The 17,068-nt window shown below is 39.9% G+C and carries 16 protein-coding genes; 4 read left to right on the top strand and 12 right to left on the bottom strand.

What is annotated here, in order from left to right; translation table 11 throughout:
- The first annotated feature begins 1 nt into the window (after position 1).
- A complete protein-coding gene (locus AC59HZ_RS21485) occupies positions 2 to 1,357 on the top strand; it encodes an amino acid permease (RefSeq protein WP_496547813.1) in 1,356 nt (451 codons plus the stop codon).
- A gap of 46 nt (positions 1,358 to 1,403) precedes the next feature.
- On the opposite strand, the gene AC59HZ_RS21490 is transcribed toward AC59HZ_RS21485, so the two are convergent.
- From AC59HZ_RS21490 to AC59HZ_RS21500, 3 genes are all read right to left on the bottom strand, one after another.
- The gene (locus AC59HZ_RS21490; protein WP_496547814.1) at positions 1,404 to 2,030 is read right to left on the bottom strand and encodes a LysE family transporter; all 627 of its coding nucleotides are present in this window, start codon (positions 2,028 to 2,030) and stop codon (positions 1,404 to 1,406) included.
- Positions 2,031 to 2,147: 117 nt separating this feature from the next.
- Complete coding sequence (locus tag AC59HZ_RS21495; protein ID WP_496547815.1) at positions 2,148 to 3,188, bottom strand: glycosyltransferase family 2 protein; 1,041 nt, start codon at positions 3,186 to 3,188, stop codon at positions 2,148 to 2,150.
- 20 nt (positions 3,189 to 3,208) lie between these two features.
- Entirely contained in the window at positions 3,209 to 4,885 is a 1,677-nt protein-coding gene (locus tag AC59HZ_RS21500) for a DUF6044 family protein (RefSeq protein ID WP_496547816.1), read from the bottom strand.
- A gap of 195 nt (positions 4,886 to 5,080) precedes the next feature.
- Here AC59HZ_RS21500 and AC59HZ_RS21505 point away from each other — a divergent pair, with 195 nt between their 5' ends.
- Positions 5,081 to 6,067: a potassium channel family protein gene (locus AC59HZ_RS21505; protein WP_496547817.1), complete on the top strand. Its 987-nt coding sequence runs from the start codon at positions 5,081 to 5,083 to the stop codon at positions 6,065 to 6,067.
- 2 nt (positions 6,068 to 6,069) lie between these two features.
- On the opposite strand, the gene AC59HZ_RS21510 is transcribed toward AC59HZ_RS21505, so the two are convergent.
- The 6 genes from AC59HZ_RS21510 to yugI form a co-directional block, all read right to left on the bottom strand.
- Entirely contained in the window at positions 6,070 to 6,471 is a 402-nt protein-coding gene (locus tag AC59HZ_RS21510) for a YugN-like family protein (RefSeq protein WP_496547818.1), read from the bottom strand.
- Between the two features lie 284 nt (positions 6,472 to 6,755).
- Positions 6,756 to 8,105 (bottom strand): glucose-6-phosphate isomerase, encoded by a 1,350-nt coding sequence (locus AC59HZ_RS21515; RefSeq protein ID WP_496547819.1) that lies wholly within the window; start codon positions 8,103 to 8,105, stop codon positions 6,756 to 6,758.
- Positions 8,106 to 8,295: 190 nt separating this feature from the next.
- Positions 8,296 to 9,459 (bottom strand): iron-containing alcohol dehydrogenase, encoded by a 1,164-nt coding sequence (locus tag AC59HZ_RS21520; RefSeq protein ID WP_496547820.1) that lies wholly within the window; start codon positions 9,457 to 9,459, stop codon positions 8,296 to 8,298.
- A gap of 93 nt (positions 9,460 to 9,552) precedes the next feature.
- Entirely contained in the window at positions 9,553 to 10,824 is a 1,272-nt protein-coding gene (locus AC59HZ_RS21525; protein ID WP_496547821.1) for a Glu/Leu/Phe/Val family dehydrogenase, read from the bottom strand.
- A 23-nt stretch (positions 10,825 to 10,847) separates the two neighbouring features.
- Positions 10,848 to 12,047 (bottom strand): ornithine--oxo-acid transaminase, encoded by a 1,200-nt coding sequence (locus AC59HZ_RS21530; protein WP_496547822.1) that lies wholly within the window; start codon positions 12,045 to 12,047, stop codon positions 10,848 to 10,850.
- Between the two features lie 140 nt (positions 12,048 to 12,187).
- Entirely contained in the window at positions 12,188 to 12,589 is a 402-nt protein-coding gene (gene yugI / locus AC59HZ_RS21535) for a S1 domain-containing post-transcriptional regulator GSP13 (protein WP_496547823.1), read from the bottom strand.
- Positions 12,590 to 12,809: 220 nt separating this feature from the next.
- On the opposite strand from yugI, the gene AC59HZ_RS21540 reads away from it, so the two are divergent.
- On the top strand, positions 12,810 to 13,043 hold the full coding sequence (locus AC59HZ_RS21540) for a helix-turn-helix domain-containing protein (RefSeq protein ID WP_496547994.1): 234 nt from the start codon (positions 12,810 to 12,812) through the stop codon (positions 13,041 to 13,043).
- A 126-nt stretch (positions 13,044 to 13,169) separates the two neighbouring features.
- On the opposite strand, the gene AC59HZ_RS21545 is transcribed toward AC59HZ_RS21540, so the two are convergent.
- The gene (locus AC59HZ_RS21545; RefSeq protein WP_496547824.1) at positions 13,170 to 13,433 is read right to left on the bottom strand and encodes a DUF1871 family protein; all 264 of its coding nucleotides are present in this window, start codon (positions 13,431 to 13,433) and stop codon (positions 13,170 to 13,172) included.
- Between the two features lie 85 nt (positions 13,434 to 13,518).
- On the opposite strand from AC59HZ_RS21545, the gene AC59HZ_RS21550 reads away from it, so the two are divergent.
- On the top strand, positions 13,519 to 14,682 hold the full coding sequence (locus tag AC59HZ_RS21550; RefSeq protein WP_496547825.1) for a MalY/PatB family protein: 1,164 nt from the start codon (positions 13,519 to 13,521) through the stop codon (positions 14,680 to 14,682).
- Positions 14,683 to 15,064: 382 nt separating this feature from the next.
- On the opposite strand, the gene AC59HZ_RS21555 is transcribed toward AC59HZ_RS21550, so the two are convergent.
- Both AC59HZ_RS21555 and gnd read right to left on the bottom strand, forming a co-directional pair.
- The gene (locus AC59HZ_RS21555; protein WP_496547826.1) at positions 15,065 to 15,442 is read right to left on the bottom strand and encodes a PH domain-containing protein; all 378 of its coding nucleotides are present in this window, start codon (positions 15,440 to 15,442) and stop codon (positions 15,065 to 15,067) included.
- Between the two features lie 95 nt (positions 15,443 to 15,537).
- Complete coding sequence (gene gnd / locus AC59HZ_RS21560; protein WP_496547827.1) at positions 15,538 to 16,950, bottom strand: NADP-dependent phosphogluconate dehydrogenase; 1,413 nt, start codon at positions 16,948 to 16,950, stop codon at positions 15,538 to 15,540.
- Positions 16,951 to 17,068 lie beyond the last annotated feature (118 nt).

Below are 17,068 nucleotides of genomic sequence, written 5' to 3' on the forward strand. Positions count from 1 at the left end.
TATGAGCAAATCAAAGTCAGCGGCAGAGGAGAAAAACGTTATGAAGTGGTGGCACCTCTCTTTGTTTGGAGTAGGCTGTACGATAGGAACAGGATTTTTCCTAGGATCGAGCTTAGCCATTAAAATGACAGGTCCTTCCATTTTAATGGCGTTTATTATTGCTGCCATAAGTACTTATTTTGTCTTTGATGCTCTTTCAAAAATGACATCAAAAGAGCCCCTTAAAGGCGGTTTTCGCTCTTATGCAAAAAAAGCTTACGGGAGATGGGCAGGCTTCAGCAGCGGATGGGTATACTGGTGCTCTGAAGTGTTAATTATGGGAAGCCAAATGACTGCTCTTTCCATTTTTTCACGTTTTTGGTTACCAAAAGTGCCTTTATGGCTGTTCGCAGCCGGCTATGCCACTCTTGGACTCTTCGTATTATTAATCGGAGTAAGTGTATTGAACAAACTGGAAAACATTTTGGCGATATTAAAAATTTCTGCGATATTAATGTTTATTATCATTGCCTGTTTAGCCATTTTCGGTGTGATTGATGGAGACCGCCCAATACAATATACGAGCAGCCGAAACGATATACTTCCACATGGAATGAAAGGCTTATGGTCTTCCATCATTTTTGCCTTTTACGCTTTTGGCGGGATTGAGATATTAGGATTAATGGCAACAAATTTGAAGGATCCCAAAGAAGCCCCTAAGGCAGGAAGAGTTATGCTGTTTACTCTTATGCTCATTTATATTCTATCCATTGGCCTTGCTGTCTTAATGGTATCCTGGGAGAAATTTAATGCAATGGAAAGCCCGTTTGTCGTTGCTTTAGATGCCTATCATCTTTCATTTATCCCTCATATTTTCAATGGAGCCTTAATCATTGCAGGTTTTTCTACGATGGTTGCTTCTCTTTATGGTGTAACAAGCGTACTTGTTACACTGGGTGAAGAAGGTGATGCACCGAAAAGCTTTTCTAGAAAAGGAAAATTAAAGGTACCGATTGCGACACTCATCCTTACCATGGTCGGTATCACAGCTTCAGTAGTATCTGCTTTGTTAATGCCAAATCTAATTTATGAGTATATTACAACGGCGGCCGGCTTAATGCTTCTATATAATTGGATGTTTATTCTGGCCTCCTCAAGAAAAATTCTTGAATTAAGAATAATGGACAAAATGAAATATACCCTCGGGGCAATCTTAATCTTAATCGCCGTAAGCGGAACGATATTCCATGACAAAAGCCGTCCAGGCTTTTTTATAAGTTTAGCCTTTCTTGGGGTCATTGGTGCCATTACCTTTATGATGAACCTCAAATGGAATAGGCATAAGAAGAAAGTGCTTAAACCTTGGCCTACCGCATAAAAATAAAGCACAAAAACTGGCAATTATTCATGCCAGCTTTTGTGCTTTAAGGAAATAACATTTTCCACGCCTGGATACCAAAATACACGCCAAATCCTACTAAAGAAAAACCCGACATAAGTGAAATCATAATGAGTAAACGTGAGGTGACAAAGGATCGGAAGCTGCTAGAAACCCCTGCCATGGTGATATCCCATAACAAAAGCCCGATAAAAATAGCGCTGCTATAAAATACTAATCGAGTGGTATCATAGGCTGAAGCTGTTTTCGCAAGCACTGAGCCATAAATACCCAGCCAAAAAAGAATTGTTAATGGATTGGAAATCGACATAAAAAAACCGGAGAGAAACGATTTTATGAGCGGCTCCGTCCCCCTTGAATCCTGTAAGTGAATCTTTCCTGCCTTTAAAATCGTTTCAACCCCTGTGTAGATTAGTACAAAGGCGCCGAAAAGCCATAGGAAGGTTTGCATAAAGGACGTTTCAAGAAAATTGACCACACCTATGTAAACCACCAGCATATAGATCCCATCCGCCAACACAGCACCAACGCCAATCAGCCATGAGTGCAGGAAGCCATTTCTAATTCCTCTGTCAATTTGGGCTGCGTTTATTGGTCCAATGGGAGCAGCTAGAGACAATCCTAATAGTATATAGCTTAAAAATACATTCATATATATCTCCCCCACCCAAAATAAAAGCCTGTCTATCCATTTTTATTCAAGGCCAGTAGGTTGTACGACAAAAATAAAAAGAGCTTCCCTCGTCAGGGAAACTCTTTACACAATAAACTATTTATTAGATTCCGCTATTTTTCTATATTCAAGGTTATAAAACTCATCCTCACCGGTTTGGTTAAGCAGACGATGCCTTGGCAAAGGTAAATTAAAGGAATCAATATCAACGATATACTTGGGACGCTGCTTTGCTTCTTTATATATTTTCCCAACATATTCTCCAATTAAACCAATCGCAATTAACTGCAGACCTCCAATTAACCAAATCGATGTAATCAGTGATGTCCAGCCGGTTTCAGTATTCCCCAAAAATTTTAACGTTAAAAAGTAGCCGCCAAAGACAAGGCTCATAAAGAATGAGACAAAGCCAATCATTAAAACAAAACGAATCGGAGAGATTGAAAAGGAAGTAATCCCATCAAATGCAAAGGCCAACATTTTCTTTAAAGGATACTTTGTTTCTCCCGCCTGCCTCTCTAATCGGTCATAATAGACCACGTCAGTTCGAAAACCCAAGAGTGGGACAATCCCCCGTAAAAAAAGATTGACCTCTTTAAATCGCTCCAGCTCTTGCAAAGCCCTTTTGCTCATTAACCGGAAATCCGCATGGTTGTATACGAGATCGACACCGAGCATTTTCATGATTTTATAAAATCCCTGTGCCGTGCTTCGTTTAAAAAACGTATCTGTATCACGGCCTTTGCGAACACCATAAACGATTTCACAGCCATCATGAAATTTCAACATAAAATCCCGGATTACCTGAATATCATCTTGTAAATCAGCATCAATGGAAACGACACAATCAGAAAGTTCCTGAGCGGTAAATAAACCAGCCAATAATGCGTTTTGGTGTCCAACATTGCGTGCTAATTTTAAGCCCCGTACATGGTCGTTTTTTAACCCTTCTTTATAAATCATTTCCCACGTACGGTCCTTACTTCCGTCATCCACAAATAAGATCTTGCTTTGCTTTGAAACTAGCTCATCGCTCATTAGCTCCTGCAGCAGCTGACCAAGCTTCATCATTGTCTCCGGCAACACCTCTTCTTCGTTATAGCAAGGCACCACAATCGTAAGAACTGGTTCCATCATCTGTTATATACCCCCAATGTCTACAAAATCTTATATAAATAAATTTTCCAGGCAGATTTTTTCGATTCAAACACTTTGTCCAGCAGTAACTGATTTTGCTCGGCATTATCGATTGGGATGGCAGAGAATATATAACGGCCGCCCATTTCTTTAAAAACGTCTGTATTTAACTCTAGTTTTTTCAAATGTTGTTTTGAATCCTTTTTGATCATATATCTTTTTCCAAGCTGAGAAGTAAACAGATAGCAGCGCCCGCCCCATTGATCGAAATACGTTCGCACCGTTTTATTTTTCGCCAATTCTTTTTCAATTATTTTCCTAAATTGATGTTTATAGCTTAAAGGATAAAAATTATTATAGGTATCAAGTGTGTAAAAGCCATTATATTGGGAGATTGCTGGATGGATTCCGATACTGGCCACTCGATATTTTTCTTGAGGAAGAGCAATATGCTCTTTGATTTCCCTAAATAATTCCACTGCATAAAATTCCTTCACAGTTGGTTTTTGTTGATAAATGATTTCATCATTAAATAATCCTAAAAAAACAATTTGCATAATAGCTAACCATTTTGCCGTATTTCTCCAGGAAAATCCCTGCAGTGAAATGATCTTTAAGGCAAGGGCAAAACTGGCATAAATCACGAGCGGCCTCAAAAAATGATAGCGAGCAAAATTAAAGGTATCCATAAAATGAAATTTCTTTGTCAAAGGAAGCCAGCCCTCATAAAACCAAAAGGCATACCAAGCCGACAACAAAATATTGAAAACAAATAAAAATACAAAAATTCTTTCTTGTTTCCAAAGCTGTTTCATAAAAACAAAGTAAATGGCAATAAACGTAGCCGGTAAAATAAAAAAAGTATGTACCGTCAGAACATGCGTGTGCCCAAGCAGGTAATTTTTAAAAAAGAGACGAACGGCCCCCCAAAATGGCATCTGTGCATGGAAATATTCATCTCTGCTGTTGGGCTCAGATTTGAATAGAAACGAATAAACTAAGCGATATTCTACTAGCATAAAAATGAAGGTCATATAAACAATGGCAAACAATAAGCGCAGGTTCCAGCCTTTTCTTCTTGCAACGTCTGTCAGCCAGAAGATGCCCATAGCGCTTAAGAAAAAGAAAAAGCCTAAGACAATACTTGCATATAAGGGTAATAAGGTTATTACTAAATAATCCTTCCACGTATCCTCTCGATTCCGAAAATTAAGGAATGACCATAGTGCGAGCGGCATCCCTAACGTACTTAGCATCCCCGATGGCCAAAAAGGCGTTAAAGCAAAAGCCAAAGCCGTTACTATTTGAATGGGAAGCCATTTTTCCCCGGGAAGTAAATGCGCCTTTAACAGTAAGTACATACCAAAAAAGGCCACAAGTCTTGTTAAAGCTTGACTCAAACCATAGGCTGCCATGGTTGGAAGAAGCGCATATAACCAAACAATCACGCTATATTCTGTTCCGAAGGCATTTCTAGGTAACAGTCCATTAATGATTTGCGGGATAGGAGCATGTACACCCCCAAACATCTCGCCGCTTCTAGCTAAAACTTTATACCATGCCAAATTAGAGTCTAAATTATCATGGACACGAATATGGGCATTTTCTTGAAGAATAAAAAGCGGGGAAAGATAGACCGCTATAACAATCAAGGCAAAGAGGATATATCTTCGCTCTTTTTTTCTTTCAATCAGCACCTTATACACCTCATAAATCTTGAAATAATTGGTCACTTTCGTTTAAATTTTACAAATTTGATAAATTTTATTCCTATAAAAAAACCTTCCAAACGGATCGGAAGGGTTTTCGTGTTTTTTAGAAATTACTAGATACGATTATTAGATCCTCCAATTTCGTCCATAATATTACTTAGTAGAAAAGAGGTGTTGGTTGTGCCAAATAGGGTTTATATAAGCTTTTTACGAATGCCGCTTCTAGTAAGGATATTACTGATTGCCCTGCTTGTTTTTCTTACCTTCGGAATAACCATTCATCTATTAGAACCAGAAACCTTTCCAACTATTTTTGATGGAATTTGGTGGGCTATTATCACTGCTTCCACAGTGGGGTATGGAGATTATGTACCTCAGTCGTTATTGGGCAGATTAACAGCGTTATTTTTAATCTTACTGGGAGTAGGTTTTGTTTCTTCCTATTTTGGAACACTCGCAGCTGCCGCCGTCACAAAGCAAGATGCATTTTCAGAGGGGAGAATTCCTTTTAAGGGTGAAAGCCACATTATTATCATTGGCTGGAACGAACGCTCCAAAGAATTAATTAGCAAGCTGACAAATACTAACTTTCCACAAATGATTGTCTTAATCGACGAAACACTTGAAACGAATCCGGTGAAATCAAAATTTGTTCATTTTATTCAAGGAAAAGGTCATGTAGATGAAACAATCCTTAAAAGTGATATCGAAAAGGCAGAAAAGGTTTTAATCACTGCCGACCGGGGAAATGATGAGCTGCAAGCTGATATGAATAGTATATTAACCTTATTAACGATTAAAGGGCTATGCTCAAAGGTTAAATGCATCGTTGAAATATTAACCGCTGAACAAGTGATTAATGCGATTAGAGCCGGTGCTGACGAGGTCATTCAATCTAATAAGCTAACTAGCGTTTTTATGGTGAACAGCCTCCATTCCAATGGTGACGGGCTCTTATCTAGCGTGATCCATCAGCTCCAGGAAAGTCGATTATCTTCCTCTAAAGTAATGGAAACAGATATTGGAAAAACCTTCATGGAGCTTTGTCAGGAGCTGCTCGGCAAAGGTTTTCTTTTAATCGGAATTAAAAGAGGAGAGGATACCATGCTTAACCCCTCCCACTCTTTCAAGATTGAAGAAAATGACCAGCTATTGACTTTTAAATAATGCTAATCGTTTAACAGCAATGACTCTAGCTCCTGAACGAGCGATTTTCCGGATTCGATATATTGTTCTGGAAAACTGGCATCCTTATCAACAGGATCTTGAAATTGATTGAAAGTACCTCCTCCAGAAGAGCCTAGTTGGTCCAATCCTGATTCATAAACATGTGATAACAGAAATGGTCTTTCTAATTGGACTGTGCAATTTCGGGCGTCTAGCTGGCCGTCCACAGCTTTAAATGGCAAGCGCAAGAACTCATAACTATCATCATCATTGATTTTATAGTCGAATGCTCCGTGATCATAATCCCAATTCCCGCCAATCGAATACCCGATTGGTTTTAATTTTTGTTCAAGCTTGTATAAATCAAATTGTTTCCCTTCTACTTTCGATGGTAATTCAATCATTATTTATTTACCCCCTTTAGACATTACCGTTAGTTTCTCCAATTTCAATAAAAAAAGTGCTGATTGCGTAAAATCCAATCAGCACTTTTTTAATTATGGGCCAGTTAAACTTAGTTGTTGATTTGCGCTCCAGGCGCTTCGCGCACCTTAGGGCGGTCCGGAGAGCCTCCTCGGCGCTTTGCGCCTGTGGGGTCTCCCCTGCCCCGTTATCCCGCAGGAGTCTCGCGCCTTCCGCGCCAATCAACAGTGTAATAAACCAACAATGGACTTTAACAATAGCCTATTTATTTCAAACGTTTTTCTAGTTCAGCTTTTTTCTCTTCAAATCCTGGTTTACCTAATAATGCAAACATATTGACTTTATATGCTTCGACGCCAGGCTGGTCAAATGGATTGACGCCAAGCAGGTATCCACTCATGGCACAGGCCTTTTCAAAGAAATAAACCAGATAGCCGAATGTATACTCATCTAAAGATGGAATGGTTACGATCAGGTTTGGTACACCGCCATCTGTATGGGCAAGCATCGTGCCTTCAAACGCCTTGTTGTTGACAAAATCAATCGTTTTGCCGGCTAAGTAATTAAGACCATCCAGGTCATTGTCCATTTCTTCAATGGTAAGCTCATGACGCGGCTTTTCAACCTTAATAATCGTTTCAAATAAATCGCGGCGACCTTCTTGGACATATTGACCAAGTGAGTGAAGATCTGTTGAGAAGTTTGCCGAGGAAGGGAATATTCCTTTTTGGTCTTTTCCTTCACTTTCACCAAAAAGCTGTTTCCACCACTCTGAGAAATACTGAAGCCCTGGCTCATAGTTAATCAGCATTTCAATCGTTTTTCCCTTATTATAAAGAGCATTTCGAACGGCTGCATATTGATAGGCAGCATTGTCTTCAAGTTCGGAATGACCAAAATCCTCCTGTGCTTTGGCAGCTCCTTCCATCATTTTTTCTATATTTGCACCGCTCACGGAGATAGGAAGTAAACCAACTGCAGTTAAAACGGAGTAACGGCCGCCTACATCATCTGGAATAACAAAGGTTTCGTAGCCTTCTTCGTTTGATAATGTTTTTAAAGCACCTCTGGCTTTATCAGTAGTTGCATAAATTCTTTTACGTGCTTCCTCTTGTCCGTATTTTTCTTCAAGAAGCTTACGGAAAATACGGAAAGCAATCGCTGGTTCTGTTGTAGTCCCAGACTTAGAAATAACGTTAATGGAGAAGTCCTTGCCATCAAGGAGATCCATTAAATCCCTCATATATGTGGAACTAATATTGTTACCGACAAAAATGATTTGCGGGGTGGTCCGCTTTTCTTTTTGAAGCGAATTATAAAAACTGTGCTGGAGCATTTCAATCGCTGCTCTTGCGCCAAGGTAAGAACCACCTATTCCAATGACAAGAAGTACGTCAGAATCAGCTTTAATTTTTTCGGCTGATTTTAGTATCCGGGAAAATTCTTCTTTATCATAGTTAGTTGGAAGCTCAATCCACCCTAAAAAGTCGCTGCCCGCACCTGTTTGCTCATGCAGTGAATGATGGGCAACTTTAACGGCATCGCGCAGATATGTAAGTTCATGCTCTCCAAAAAAGGTTAATGCTTTTGAGTAATCAAAACGAACGTGTGTCATGAATGATCCTCCATAATTTTATTTACAATAACCACTTTATCGAATGGCAGACGGATTATCAAGCAGGGTCCTTTCATGTAAGCGTACACATTTTCGATAATTTTTTTACAATTTCGTAGATTTTGTCGAATGGATAACTATTAACATAAAAATAAGAAAACTCGGACACCAAGTGCCCGAGTCCATGCATTTATAATGATGCGCGATATATTGCTAGTGTATCTTCTCGATTCAGCTTTTTAAAGTTTCCATACTCACCATACACCATAGCTTTATCTGCCATAATTTCAAGCTTGCTGTCATCAATATCATAATCTGCTAACCGAGCTGGGGCACCAATGCTGCTCCAGAATTCACGCAGTTTTCTAATTCCTTCATGTCCTGTTTCCTCGGCACTTTTTCCTTCCGGATTAACGCCAAACACTCTTACCGCCAGCTTTTTAAAGCGTTCCGGTTTTACTGAAAGGTTATGCTCCATCCAGTGCGGGAACAAAATCGCAAGCCCGCCGCCATGAGGGATATCATAGACGGCAGAAACCGCATGCTCAAGATTATGTGTCGCCCAATCGCCGCGGTATCCCATGTTTAAAATGCCGTTTAAAGCCATTGTGCCGCAGTATAGAATCGTGGCTCGGTGTTCATAATTTTCTAAATCAGCGAGCAATTTTGGCGCCGTTTCCATTACGGTTGTCAGCAAGCCCTCACACATACGGTCCTGAAAATCCGTATTCTCCTCAAGATGAAAATAATGTTCCAAAACGTGTGTCATCATATCAACCATTCCATAAATGGTTTGATCTCGTGGAACAGTGAAAGTGTTAACAGGATCTAAAATCGAAAATTTCGGGAACGTCACAGGACTTCCCCAGCCATATTTTTCATTTGTTTCCCAATTGGTAATAACCGAACCGGCATTCATTTCTGAACCCGTAGCAGCAAGGGTTAAAACAGTACCAAACGGAAGGGCATCCTTGGCAACTGCTTTTCGCGTTACTAAATCCCAGGACTCTCCCTCATATCTTGCGCCGGCAGCAATCAATTTGGTGCAGTCGATAACGCTTCCGCCGCCAACCGCCAATAGGAATTCAATTCCTTCTTTTTTACAGATTTCAATTCCTTTTTGGGCAGTTGTAAGGCGTGGATTTGGTTCCACACCTGATAGCTCATACACTTCAGCCCCGATTTCATCTAAAAGGGACGTCACCTTATCATATAAGCCGTTTCGCTTGATACTACCGCCGCCGTACACGAGCAGCACCTTTTTTCCAAAGCGGGGAACTTGTGTTTTTAATTGTTCAAGCTGGTCTTTTCCAAAAATTAAAACGGTGGGATTCCAAAATGTAAAATTATCCAAAATTAACACCATCCTTTTCACTAAACATTATTATTGATTTAAGATTTTTTTGCAAAAAAATTACCTTGCATCCATAAAGAATGCAAGGAGAAATTATATCCACCCTCTAAATATTGTGGCATCGGCCATTTTTCTTATGCCAACTATATAGGCAGCTAAACGCATATTTATTTGACGGTTTTGCGCGAGGTTGTAAATTTCATTAAATGACTTGACGATTCTATCCCGTAATTTTCCGGTGATTTCCTCTTCACACCAATAATAGCCCTGTTTATTTTGCACCCACTCGAAATAGGAAACCGTTACACCACCAGCCCCTGCCAGCACATCAGGGACGATTAACACTCCACGCTCTGTAAGAATCCTGGTCGCCTCAAGCGATGTAGGGCCATTCGCCGCTTCTACAATAAGCTTAGCTTTTATGCTTCCAGCATTTTCAGACGTAATTTGATTCGAAATCGCCGCTGGAACTAAAATGTCACAATCTTGCTCCAGTAGTTCCTGATTAGAAATAGCCCCTTCGAAAAGGGTGGTAACAGTACCAAAGCTATCGCGCCTGCTAAGTAAATACTCAATATTTAATCCATCTGGATCATAAAGAGCGCCATATACATCAGAAATCCCAACGATATAAGCCCCCGCCTCGTGCAGAAACTTAGCGATGAAGCTTCCGGCATTACCGAACCCTTGGACAATCACCCGTGCTCCCTTTAATCTGATTCCACTCCTCTTGGCCGCTTCTTCAATACAAATGATGACACCTTTTGCTCCTGCTTTTTCGCGGCCTTCAGACCCGCCAAGAACAAGGGGTTTTCCTGTGATAAAACCGGGTGAATCGAATTGTCGGAGACGGCTGTATTCATCCATCATCCACGACATAATTTGCGAATTAGTATACATATCTGGTGCTGGGATATCTTTGGTTGGTCCGACGATTTGACTTATTGCCCTTACATATCCGCGGCTTAGTCGTTCCAGTTCACCAAAAGACATCGTTCTTGGATTGCAAATAACGCCGCCCTTTCCTCCTCCGAAAGGTAAATCAGCTATTCCACATTTCAAACTCATCCACATTGATAAGGCTTTTATGTCATCCTCTTTCAGCTGATGATGAAAACGGACACCGCCCATGGTCGGCCCGAGTGAGTCATTATGCTGGGATCTAAAACCAGTAAATACCTTCGTCGAGCTGTCATCCATACGAACAGGGATCCTGACTTCGAATGTTTTTATAGGTTCTTTTAGCAGATGATACATATCATGGTTAAGACCGAGTTCAGTTATTGCATCACGAATGATAGTTTGTGTTGATGTAAGAAGGTTTAACGTCTCTTTTTCTTTGCCTGCTCCATCAATTTTCCCCATTTTGGCACCCCTAGCAATCCAATTTAGCCTAATACTTTCGTGATTCTTTCAATAGCCCAATCTAATTCGTTTTTCGTAATCACGAGCGGAGGCGCAAATCGAATGACTGTATCATGTGTTTCCTTGCACAACAATCCCTGTTCTTTTAATTGTTCACAATATTTTCGGGCCGGTTCCGTTAACTCCACTCCAATAAACAAGCCTCGTCCGCGAACTTCCTTAATAATCGGATTGTTAATTTCCTTTAGTTTGCTTAAAAAATACTCACCAAACTCTAAGGATTTTTCAGCTAACTTTTCACTGACAAGCACATCAAGAGCGGCAATAGAGACAGCACATGCCATCGGATTTCCACCAAAGGTAGAACCATGGGATCCTGGATTAAAGACTCCTAAAATCTCCCTATTGGCAACAACACAAGAGATTGGAAACACACCGCCTCCTAGAGCTTTTCCGAGAATATACATGTCAGGTTCAATATCTTCCCACTCACAGGCAAACATTTTACCTGTCCGTGCTAAACCTGCCTGAATTTCATCCGCGATAAACAGGACATTGTTTTCTTTACACAGCTCAGAAGCTGCCTTCATAAAACCTTGCGGCGGAATAACGATGCCCGCCTCTCCCTGAATCGGTTCGATTAAAAAGGCAGCCGTATTTGGAGTAATGGCTTGCTTTAATGCTTCTAAATCACCATATGGCACAAGCTTAATTCCCGGAAGCATCGGTCCAAATCCTCGTTTGTACTCAGCATCTGACGATAATGAAACCGCCGTCATCGTCCTGCCATGGAAATTCCCAATACAGCCGATAATTTCCGCTTGGTCTTCCGCTACTCCCTTCACATCATAGCTCCAGCGGCGTGCCGCCTTCACAGCTGTTTCCACTGCCTCAGCCCCTGTGTTCATAGGCAGAACCATTTCTTTATTGGTTAATTCACTTACCTTTTCATACCATGGACCAAGCTGGTCGTTATGAAAGGCACGGGAAGTCAATGTCACCTTGTCCGCTTGCTCATTTAATGCCTGAATAATTTTCGGATGCCGGTGTCCTTGGTTTACTGCCGAGTAGGCACTAAGCATGTCCATGTATTTATTTCCTTCAGGGTCCTCCACCCAAACCCCTTCAGCACGAGAGATGACGATTGGCAGGGGGTGATAATTTTTTGCACCATATTTCTCTGTTTTTTCAATGAGTTCATTTGTATTTATTTTTGCAGCCATTTACATTTCCTCCATTTCATTAACATGATATGTACACATAACTTTATTGTAGCCGAGCAGGAAAAAAGAATGAAAGTTTTTTATAAAAAAAAGCCAAGGCCAACTGCTTTTCAACAGTATGCCTTGACTTTATTTATGAATTATTTTTTAATTAAATCTTCACGCTGTGATTGGTCAATCCATTCTTGAAGTTTATCCTTAAGAGTATTAAAACCTTGTTGTCCTTCTGTTTCTGGAATGATCGCAGCAGCTTGGCGTTTGCGAGGCTTCTTCACTTTGGCAATTTGCTCGACTGGTGCTTCTTCAGTTGCTCTGATTGAAAGACCGATCTTTCCAGCCCCTTCATCAATCGATAAAACTTTTACCTGAATGTCATCCCCAACTTTAAGATGGTCATTAATATCCTTCACATAACCGTGCGTGATTTCTGAAATATGCACAAGACCTTGTGTATTTTCATCTAATGCTACGAACGCGCCGTATGGTTGAATTCCTGTTACTTTACCTGTTACGATACTTCCTGTTTCAAATTTTCCTGACATGAAAACACTCCTAAGTAAATAATTATTTAATCCCTTATATACGCATTATAAGATTATACCACAAAGGATTGTTTTTATCAAAGAAAGTAAAATAATAGAAACAGAGCGCCTTCCAAATACAAAATTGTCAGTAAATCTTAACATGTGGAATTAGAAAAAAGATTTATCCAATGTTACACTATTAGGGAGTAACTTATTATTTTAAGTTGAGGTGAACAGTATGAATAAAATCGGCCAAACAATCAAAACCGCTCGTGAAATGCGTAACATGACACAGGAAGAATTAGCACAAAAAATCAGAGTTGGAACAAGTACGATTGAAAAATATGAATCCGGTGAACAAATTCCAAGTAGTCAGACCATTTTAAAATTATCTACTGTACTAGATATCGCTGCATCTGAGTTATTAGAATACCACAAACTTCATACAAACTCCTCGTCAGTGGAACATTAATAAATCTTTTTTTCATGGTTGTATAAAAAAGGGGAAATCTGGCAAACCTTATATCATAAGCTTTCTAGTATTCCCCCCTTTTTGAGAGGACACCCCGTATTGGGATGTCCTCTTTTTTTCCTTTTTTTACAACGAGCAAGAATCGTCCGACTTAATATCTAATAGTTCCCCTGCCACATTTAAACAGCTTTCCAGTGGGATGAGCTTTTCAAAGGAAAATTCATAGATGCTTTGAATTCTCTTTGCAAGTGTTAATGGGTGGTCGAGCTCATGAACAGCTGCTATCACATCGGCGATTTCCGTTTCGTAACTGCCATTATTCAAATGGAAGGGATCCCATTCATTTAATAGGTCAACAAATTTTAAATTTGTCTGAATCTCTTTTCTCATTTTTTTCTCCTATTATTTTAACATTTGATGGATTTATTTTATCATAAGAAGCAGAGGGTAAGAAAATATTACAGGTGGTGTGCATATGTCGGTATTTAATGAACGGATAGATCGGTTAAAGACGTCATCAGTGAAATGGGAATTAACAAAAGATATTTTTGGAGAGTCTGATTTATGGCCAATGTGGGTAGCGGATATGGATTTTAAGCCGCCACAGGCCGTCATCGATGCGATAAAGAATCGCGTCGAACACGGGGTTTTTGGCTATACTTATGTCCCGTCTTCCACCTCAGAAGCTATTTACACATGGCTGTTAAAGAGGCACCAATGGAAAATTAACACTTCATGGCTATTATATTGCAGCGGTGTGGTTCAAGCCATCAGTACGGCCATTTATTCTTTTACTAAGGAAGGTGATCGGGTGCTGCTTCAATCACCTGTTTATACTCCCTTCTTTGATATGATTGAAAAAAATAAACGTATCGTCGTAAACTCACCACTTCTATTGGACGGAGATCGTTATCAAATTGATTTTGCGGGTTTTGAAAAAGCTTTGCAAGAAGGCTGTAAATTATTTTTGCTTTGCAATCCGCACAATCCTGCTGGCAGAGTTTGGTCAAGGGATGAGCTATTAAAAATTGGTGAGTTATGTTTACAATATAATTGCCTTATTGTTTCTGATGAGATTCATGCTGATATTATCTATAAGAAGTTTACTCATACACCGATTGCTTCTTTAAACGATGAGCTGTTGGATAGAACCATCACTTTAATTGCTCCAAGCAAAACGTTTAATCTTGCTGGCTTACAAGCGTCAGCTGTGGTCATTAAAAATAAGGAATTACGGAACCAATTTCAGGAGCAGCAAAAACGCCAAGGTGTTTTCTCCTTGAATACCTTCGGGATAATTGGAATGGAGGCAGCCTATCGTCACGGTGAGGAATGGCTCGATGATTTGATTAATTATTTGCAGGTGAACAAAGATTATACAATTCAATTCCTAGCGGAACATTTCCCGGAAGTCACCTGTATTGATTCTGAAGGAACCTACCTGCTTTGGCTTGATTGCCGGAAACTTGCATTAAGCGACAAAGAGTTACGAAACTTGCTGATTCAAAAAGGAAAGCTGGCATTAGAACCGGGTCCTAAATACGGCCCCGGCGGGGAAGGATTCGTCCGCATCAATATTGCCTGTCCTAAGGATGATTTAATTGAGGGGCTAGAACGTCTAAAAAGAGCACTAAGTTAATATGAACACTTCTTAACGACCGTCGAACCGATAAATTGGCTCCCTCGGTCGTTATGAATTCTTCTTATCGACCGTCGAACTAAAAAATTGGCTCCCTCGGTCGTTATGAATTCTTCTTATCGACCGTCGAACCAAAAAATTGGCTCCCTCGGTCGTTATGATCGCTTCTTATCGACCGTTGTACCCCAAAATTGGGGCTCACGGTCGTTATGATCGCTTCTTATCGACCGTTGTACCCCAAAATTGGCTCCCTCGGTCATTATGAACTCTTCTTATCGACCGTCGAACTAAAAAATTGGCTCCCTCGGTCATTATGAACTCTTCTTATCGACCGTCGAACTAAAAAATTGGCTCCCTCGGTCGATAAGAAGGTATAAAAAGATTATTTCAACACATATTCAGCTAAAACACTTTGCAGTTCATATATATTTAAATTCTTATTAAATTGCTTTTGCAGCGGAAGGGCATTTCCGGAGATCCAAATCTTTAATTCAGCATCTAAATCAAAGCTTCCTGCTGTTTCAATGCTGAAATGGGTAATGTTTTTATAGGGAATGGAATGATATTCGACCTTTTTTCCAGTTAAACCTTGCTTGTCAACTAAAATTAACCGTTTATTCGTAAAAATGAACATGTCCCGAATGAGCCTATACGCTTTATCAATTCTCTCACTAGGAGCCAGAACGCGTTCAAATTCCTTTTGGATTTCTTGTACATTCACTTCTGAGGCATTGCCCATTAGACCATCTAAAAAACCCATCAAAATCACCCTCTCAACTCAATTCTCTCATTTTAGTATACATAAGTTTCCATATATAAAAAAGCCAGACGTGAATTCCACGTCTGGTTTGCCAATTATTTTTCAAGCCACTCGGTGTGGAAAGTTCCTTCACGGTCCACCCGCTGATATGTATGGGCTCCAAAATAATCGCGCTGAGCTTGAAGCAGGTTGGCAGGCAGAACCTCTGAGCGATAGCTGTCATAATACGATAGTGCACTAGAGAGTCCAGGAACAGGTATCCCTGCTTTAATAGCGATGGAAACAACCTCTCTCGCTGCATCTTGATAATCACCTGTAATTGATTGAAAGTATGAATCCATGAGCAAGTTATCTAAATTCGGATTCCGATCGTACGCATCCATAATATTCTGTAGGAATGCTGCTCGTATGATGCAGCCGCCTCTGAAGATCTTCGCAATTTCTCCCGGTCTTAAATCCCAATTATACTCATGGGAAGCCACTTTATATTGGGAAAAGCCTTGTGCATATGAAATAATTTTACTAAAATACAAGGTTTTACGAATTAATTCAATAACGTCCTTTTTATTGCCAATAAATTTATTTTCACTAGGACCTTTTAGCACCTTGCTGGCTTTTACACGCTCTTCCTTCATAGCTGAAAGGAAACGCGAGAACACAGATTCAGTTATAATGGATAGCGGAATACCCAAATCAAGGGCACTCTGACTCGTCCATTTTCCTGTTCCTTTTTGTCCTGCAGTATCGAGAATGACATCTACTAATGGTTTTCCAGTTTCCGGATCCATTACTGTAAAAATGTCAGCGGTAATTTCAATCAAAAAGCTGTCCAGCTCACCTTGATTCCACTCGCTAAAGACCTCATGAAGCTCGTTGACAGACAAGCCAAGAAGAGTTTTCATTAGATGGTAGGATTCACAAATTAACTGCATGTCACCATATTCAATTCCGTTATGCACCATTTTTACATAGTGCCCAGCACCATTTGGACCAATATATGTACAACATGGGTCGCCATCCACTTTAGCCGAAATAGCCGTTAAGAGCGGACCAACCTCATCGTAAGCTTCTTTTTGTCCGCTCGGCATGATCGATGGACCTGTCAATGCTCCCTCTTCACCACCAGAAACACCGGCACCTATGAAAAGAAGCCCTTTTTCAGCAAGATCGGCATTTCGACGAATGGTATCTTTATAATAGCTGTTGCCTCCATCAATTAGAATGTCACCTTTATCTAAATACGGAACCAACGAGTCAATCGCTTTATCCGTGATTTCACCGGCATTTACCATTAATAAAATTTTTCGCGGAAGCTCTAATGATTGAACAAATTCTTCAATTTTGTTAGTACCAATTATATTTTTCTCTTTATTATTTTCTACAATTTCATTTACTTTCTCAGCGGAGAGATCGTATACGGAAACCGGGAACCCTTTGCTTTCAAAATTCAGGGCCAAACTTCTTCCCATTACACCTACACCGACAACCCCAACTTTTTGCTTTTCCAATCTGATCATCCCTTCAAGGTTATGAAAAAAAATTTATTTAAATTATAACATATAAGAAAATTTTTTTCGCATATCACTTAAAATAAAATTTATATTTATAGTGTTAAAAAAAATACAC

The organism is Neobacillus sp. DZ-9 (genome assembly GCF_059587065.1).

Coding starts and splice junctions, on each gene's coding strand:
- AC59HZ_RS21525 (WP_496547821.1), bottom strand. CDS start 10,824: ATGGGGAAAATTGATGGAGCAGGCAAAGAAAAAGAGACGTTAAACCTT.
- AC59HZ_RS21550 (WP_496547825.1), top strand. CDS start 13,519: ATGTCGGTATTTAATGAACGGATAGATCGGTTAAAGACGTCATCAGTG.
- AC59HZ_RS21540 (WP_496547994.1), top strand. CDS start 12,810: ATGAATAAAATCGGCCAAACAATCAAAACCGCTCGTGAAATGCGTAAC.
- AC59HZ_RS21510 (WP_496547818.1), bottom strand. CDS start 6,471: ATGATTGAATTACCATCGAAAGTAGAAGGGAAACAATTTGATTTATAC.
- AC59HZ_RS21485 (WP_496547813.1), top strand. CDS start 2: ATGAGCAAATCAAAGTCAGCGGCAGAGGAGAAAAACGTTATGAAGTGG.
- AC59HZ_RS21530 (WP_496547822.1), bottom strand. CDS start 12,047: ATGGCTGCAAAAATAAATACAAATGAACTCATTGAAAAAACAGAGAAA.
- AC59HZ_RS21545 (WP_496547824.1), bottom strand. CDS start 13,433: ATGAGAAAAGAGATTCAGACAAATTTAAAATTTGTTGACCTATTAAAT.
- yugI (WP_496547823.1), bottom strand. CDS start 12,589: ATGTCAGGAAAATTTGAAACAGGAAGTATCGTAACAGGTAAAGTAACA.
- AC59HZ_RS21490 (WP_496547814.1), bottom strand. CDS start 2,030: ATGAATGTATTTTTAAGCTATATACTATTAGGATTGTCTCTAGCTGCT.
- AC59HZ_RS21515 (WP_496547819.1), bottom strand. CDS start 8,105: ATGACACACGTTCGTTTTGATTACTCAAAAGCATTAACCTTTTTTGGA.
- AC59HZ_RS21495 (WP_496547815.1), bottom strand. CDS start 3,188: ATGATGGAACCAGTTCTTACGATTGTGGTGCCTTGCTATAACGAAGAA.
- AC59HZ_RS21555 (WP_496547826.1), bottom strand. CDS start 15,442: ATGGGTTTTTTAGATGGTCTAATGGGCAATGCCTCAGAAGTGAATGTA.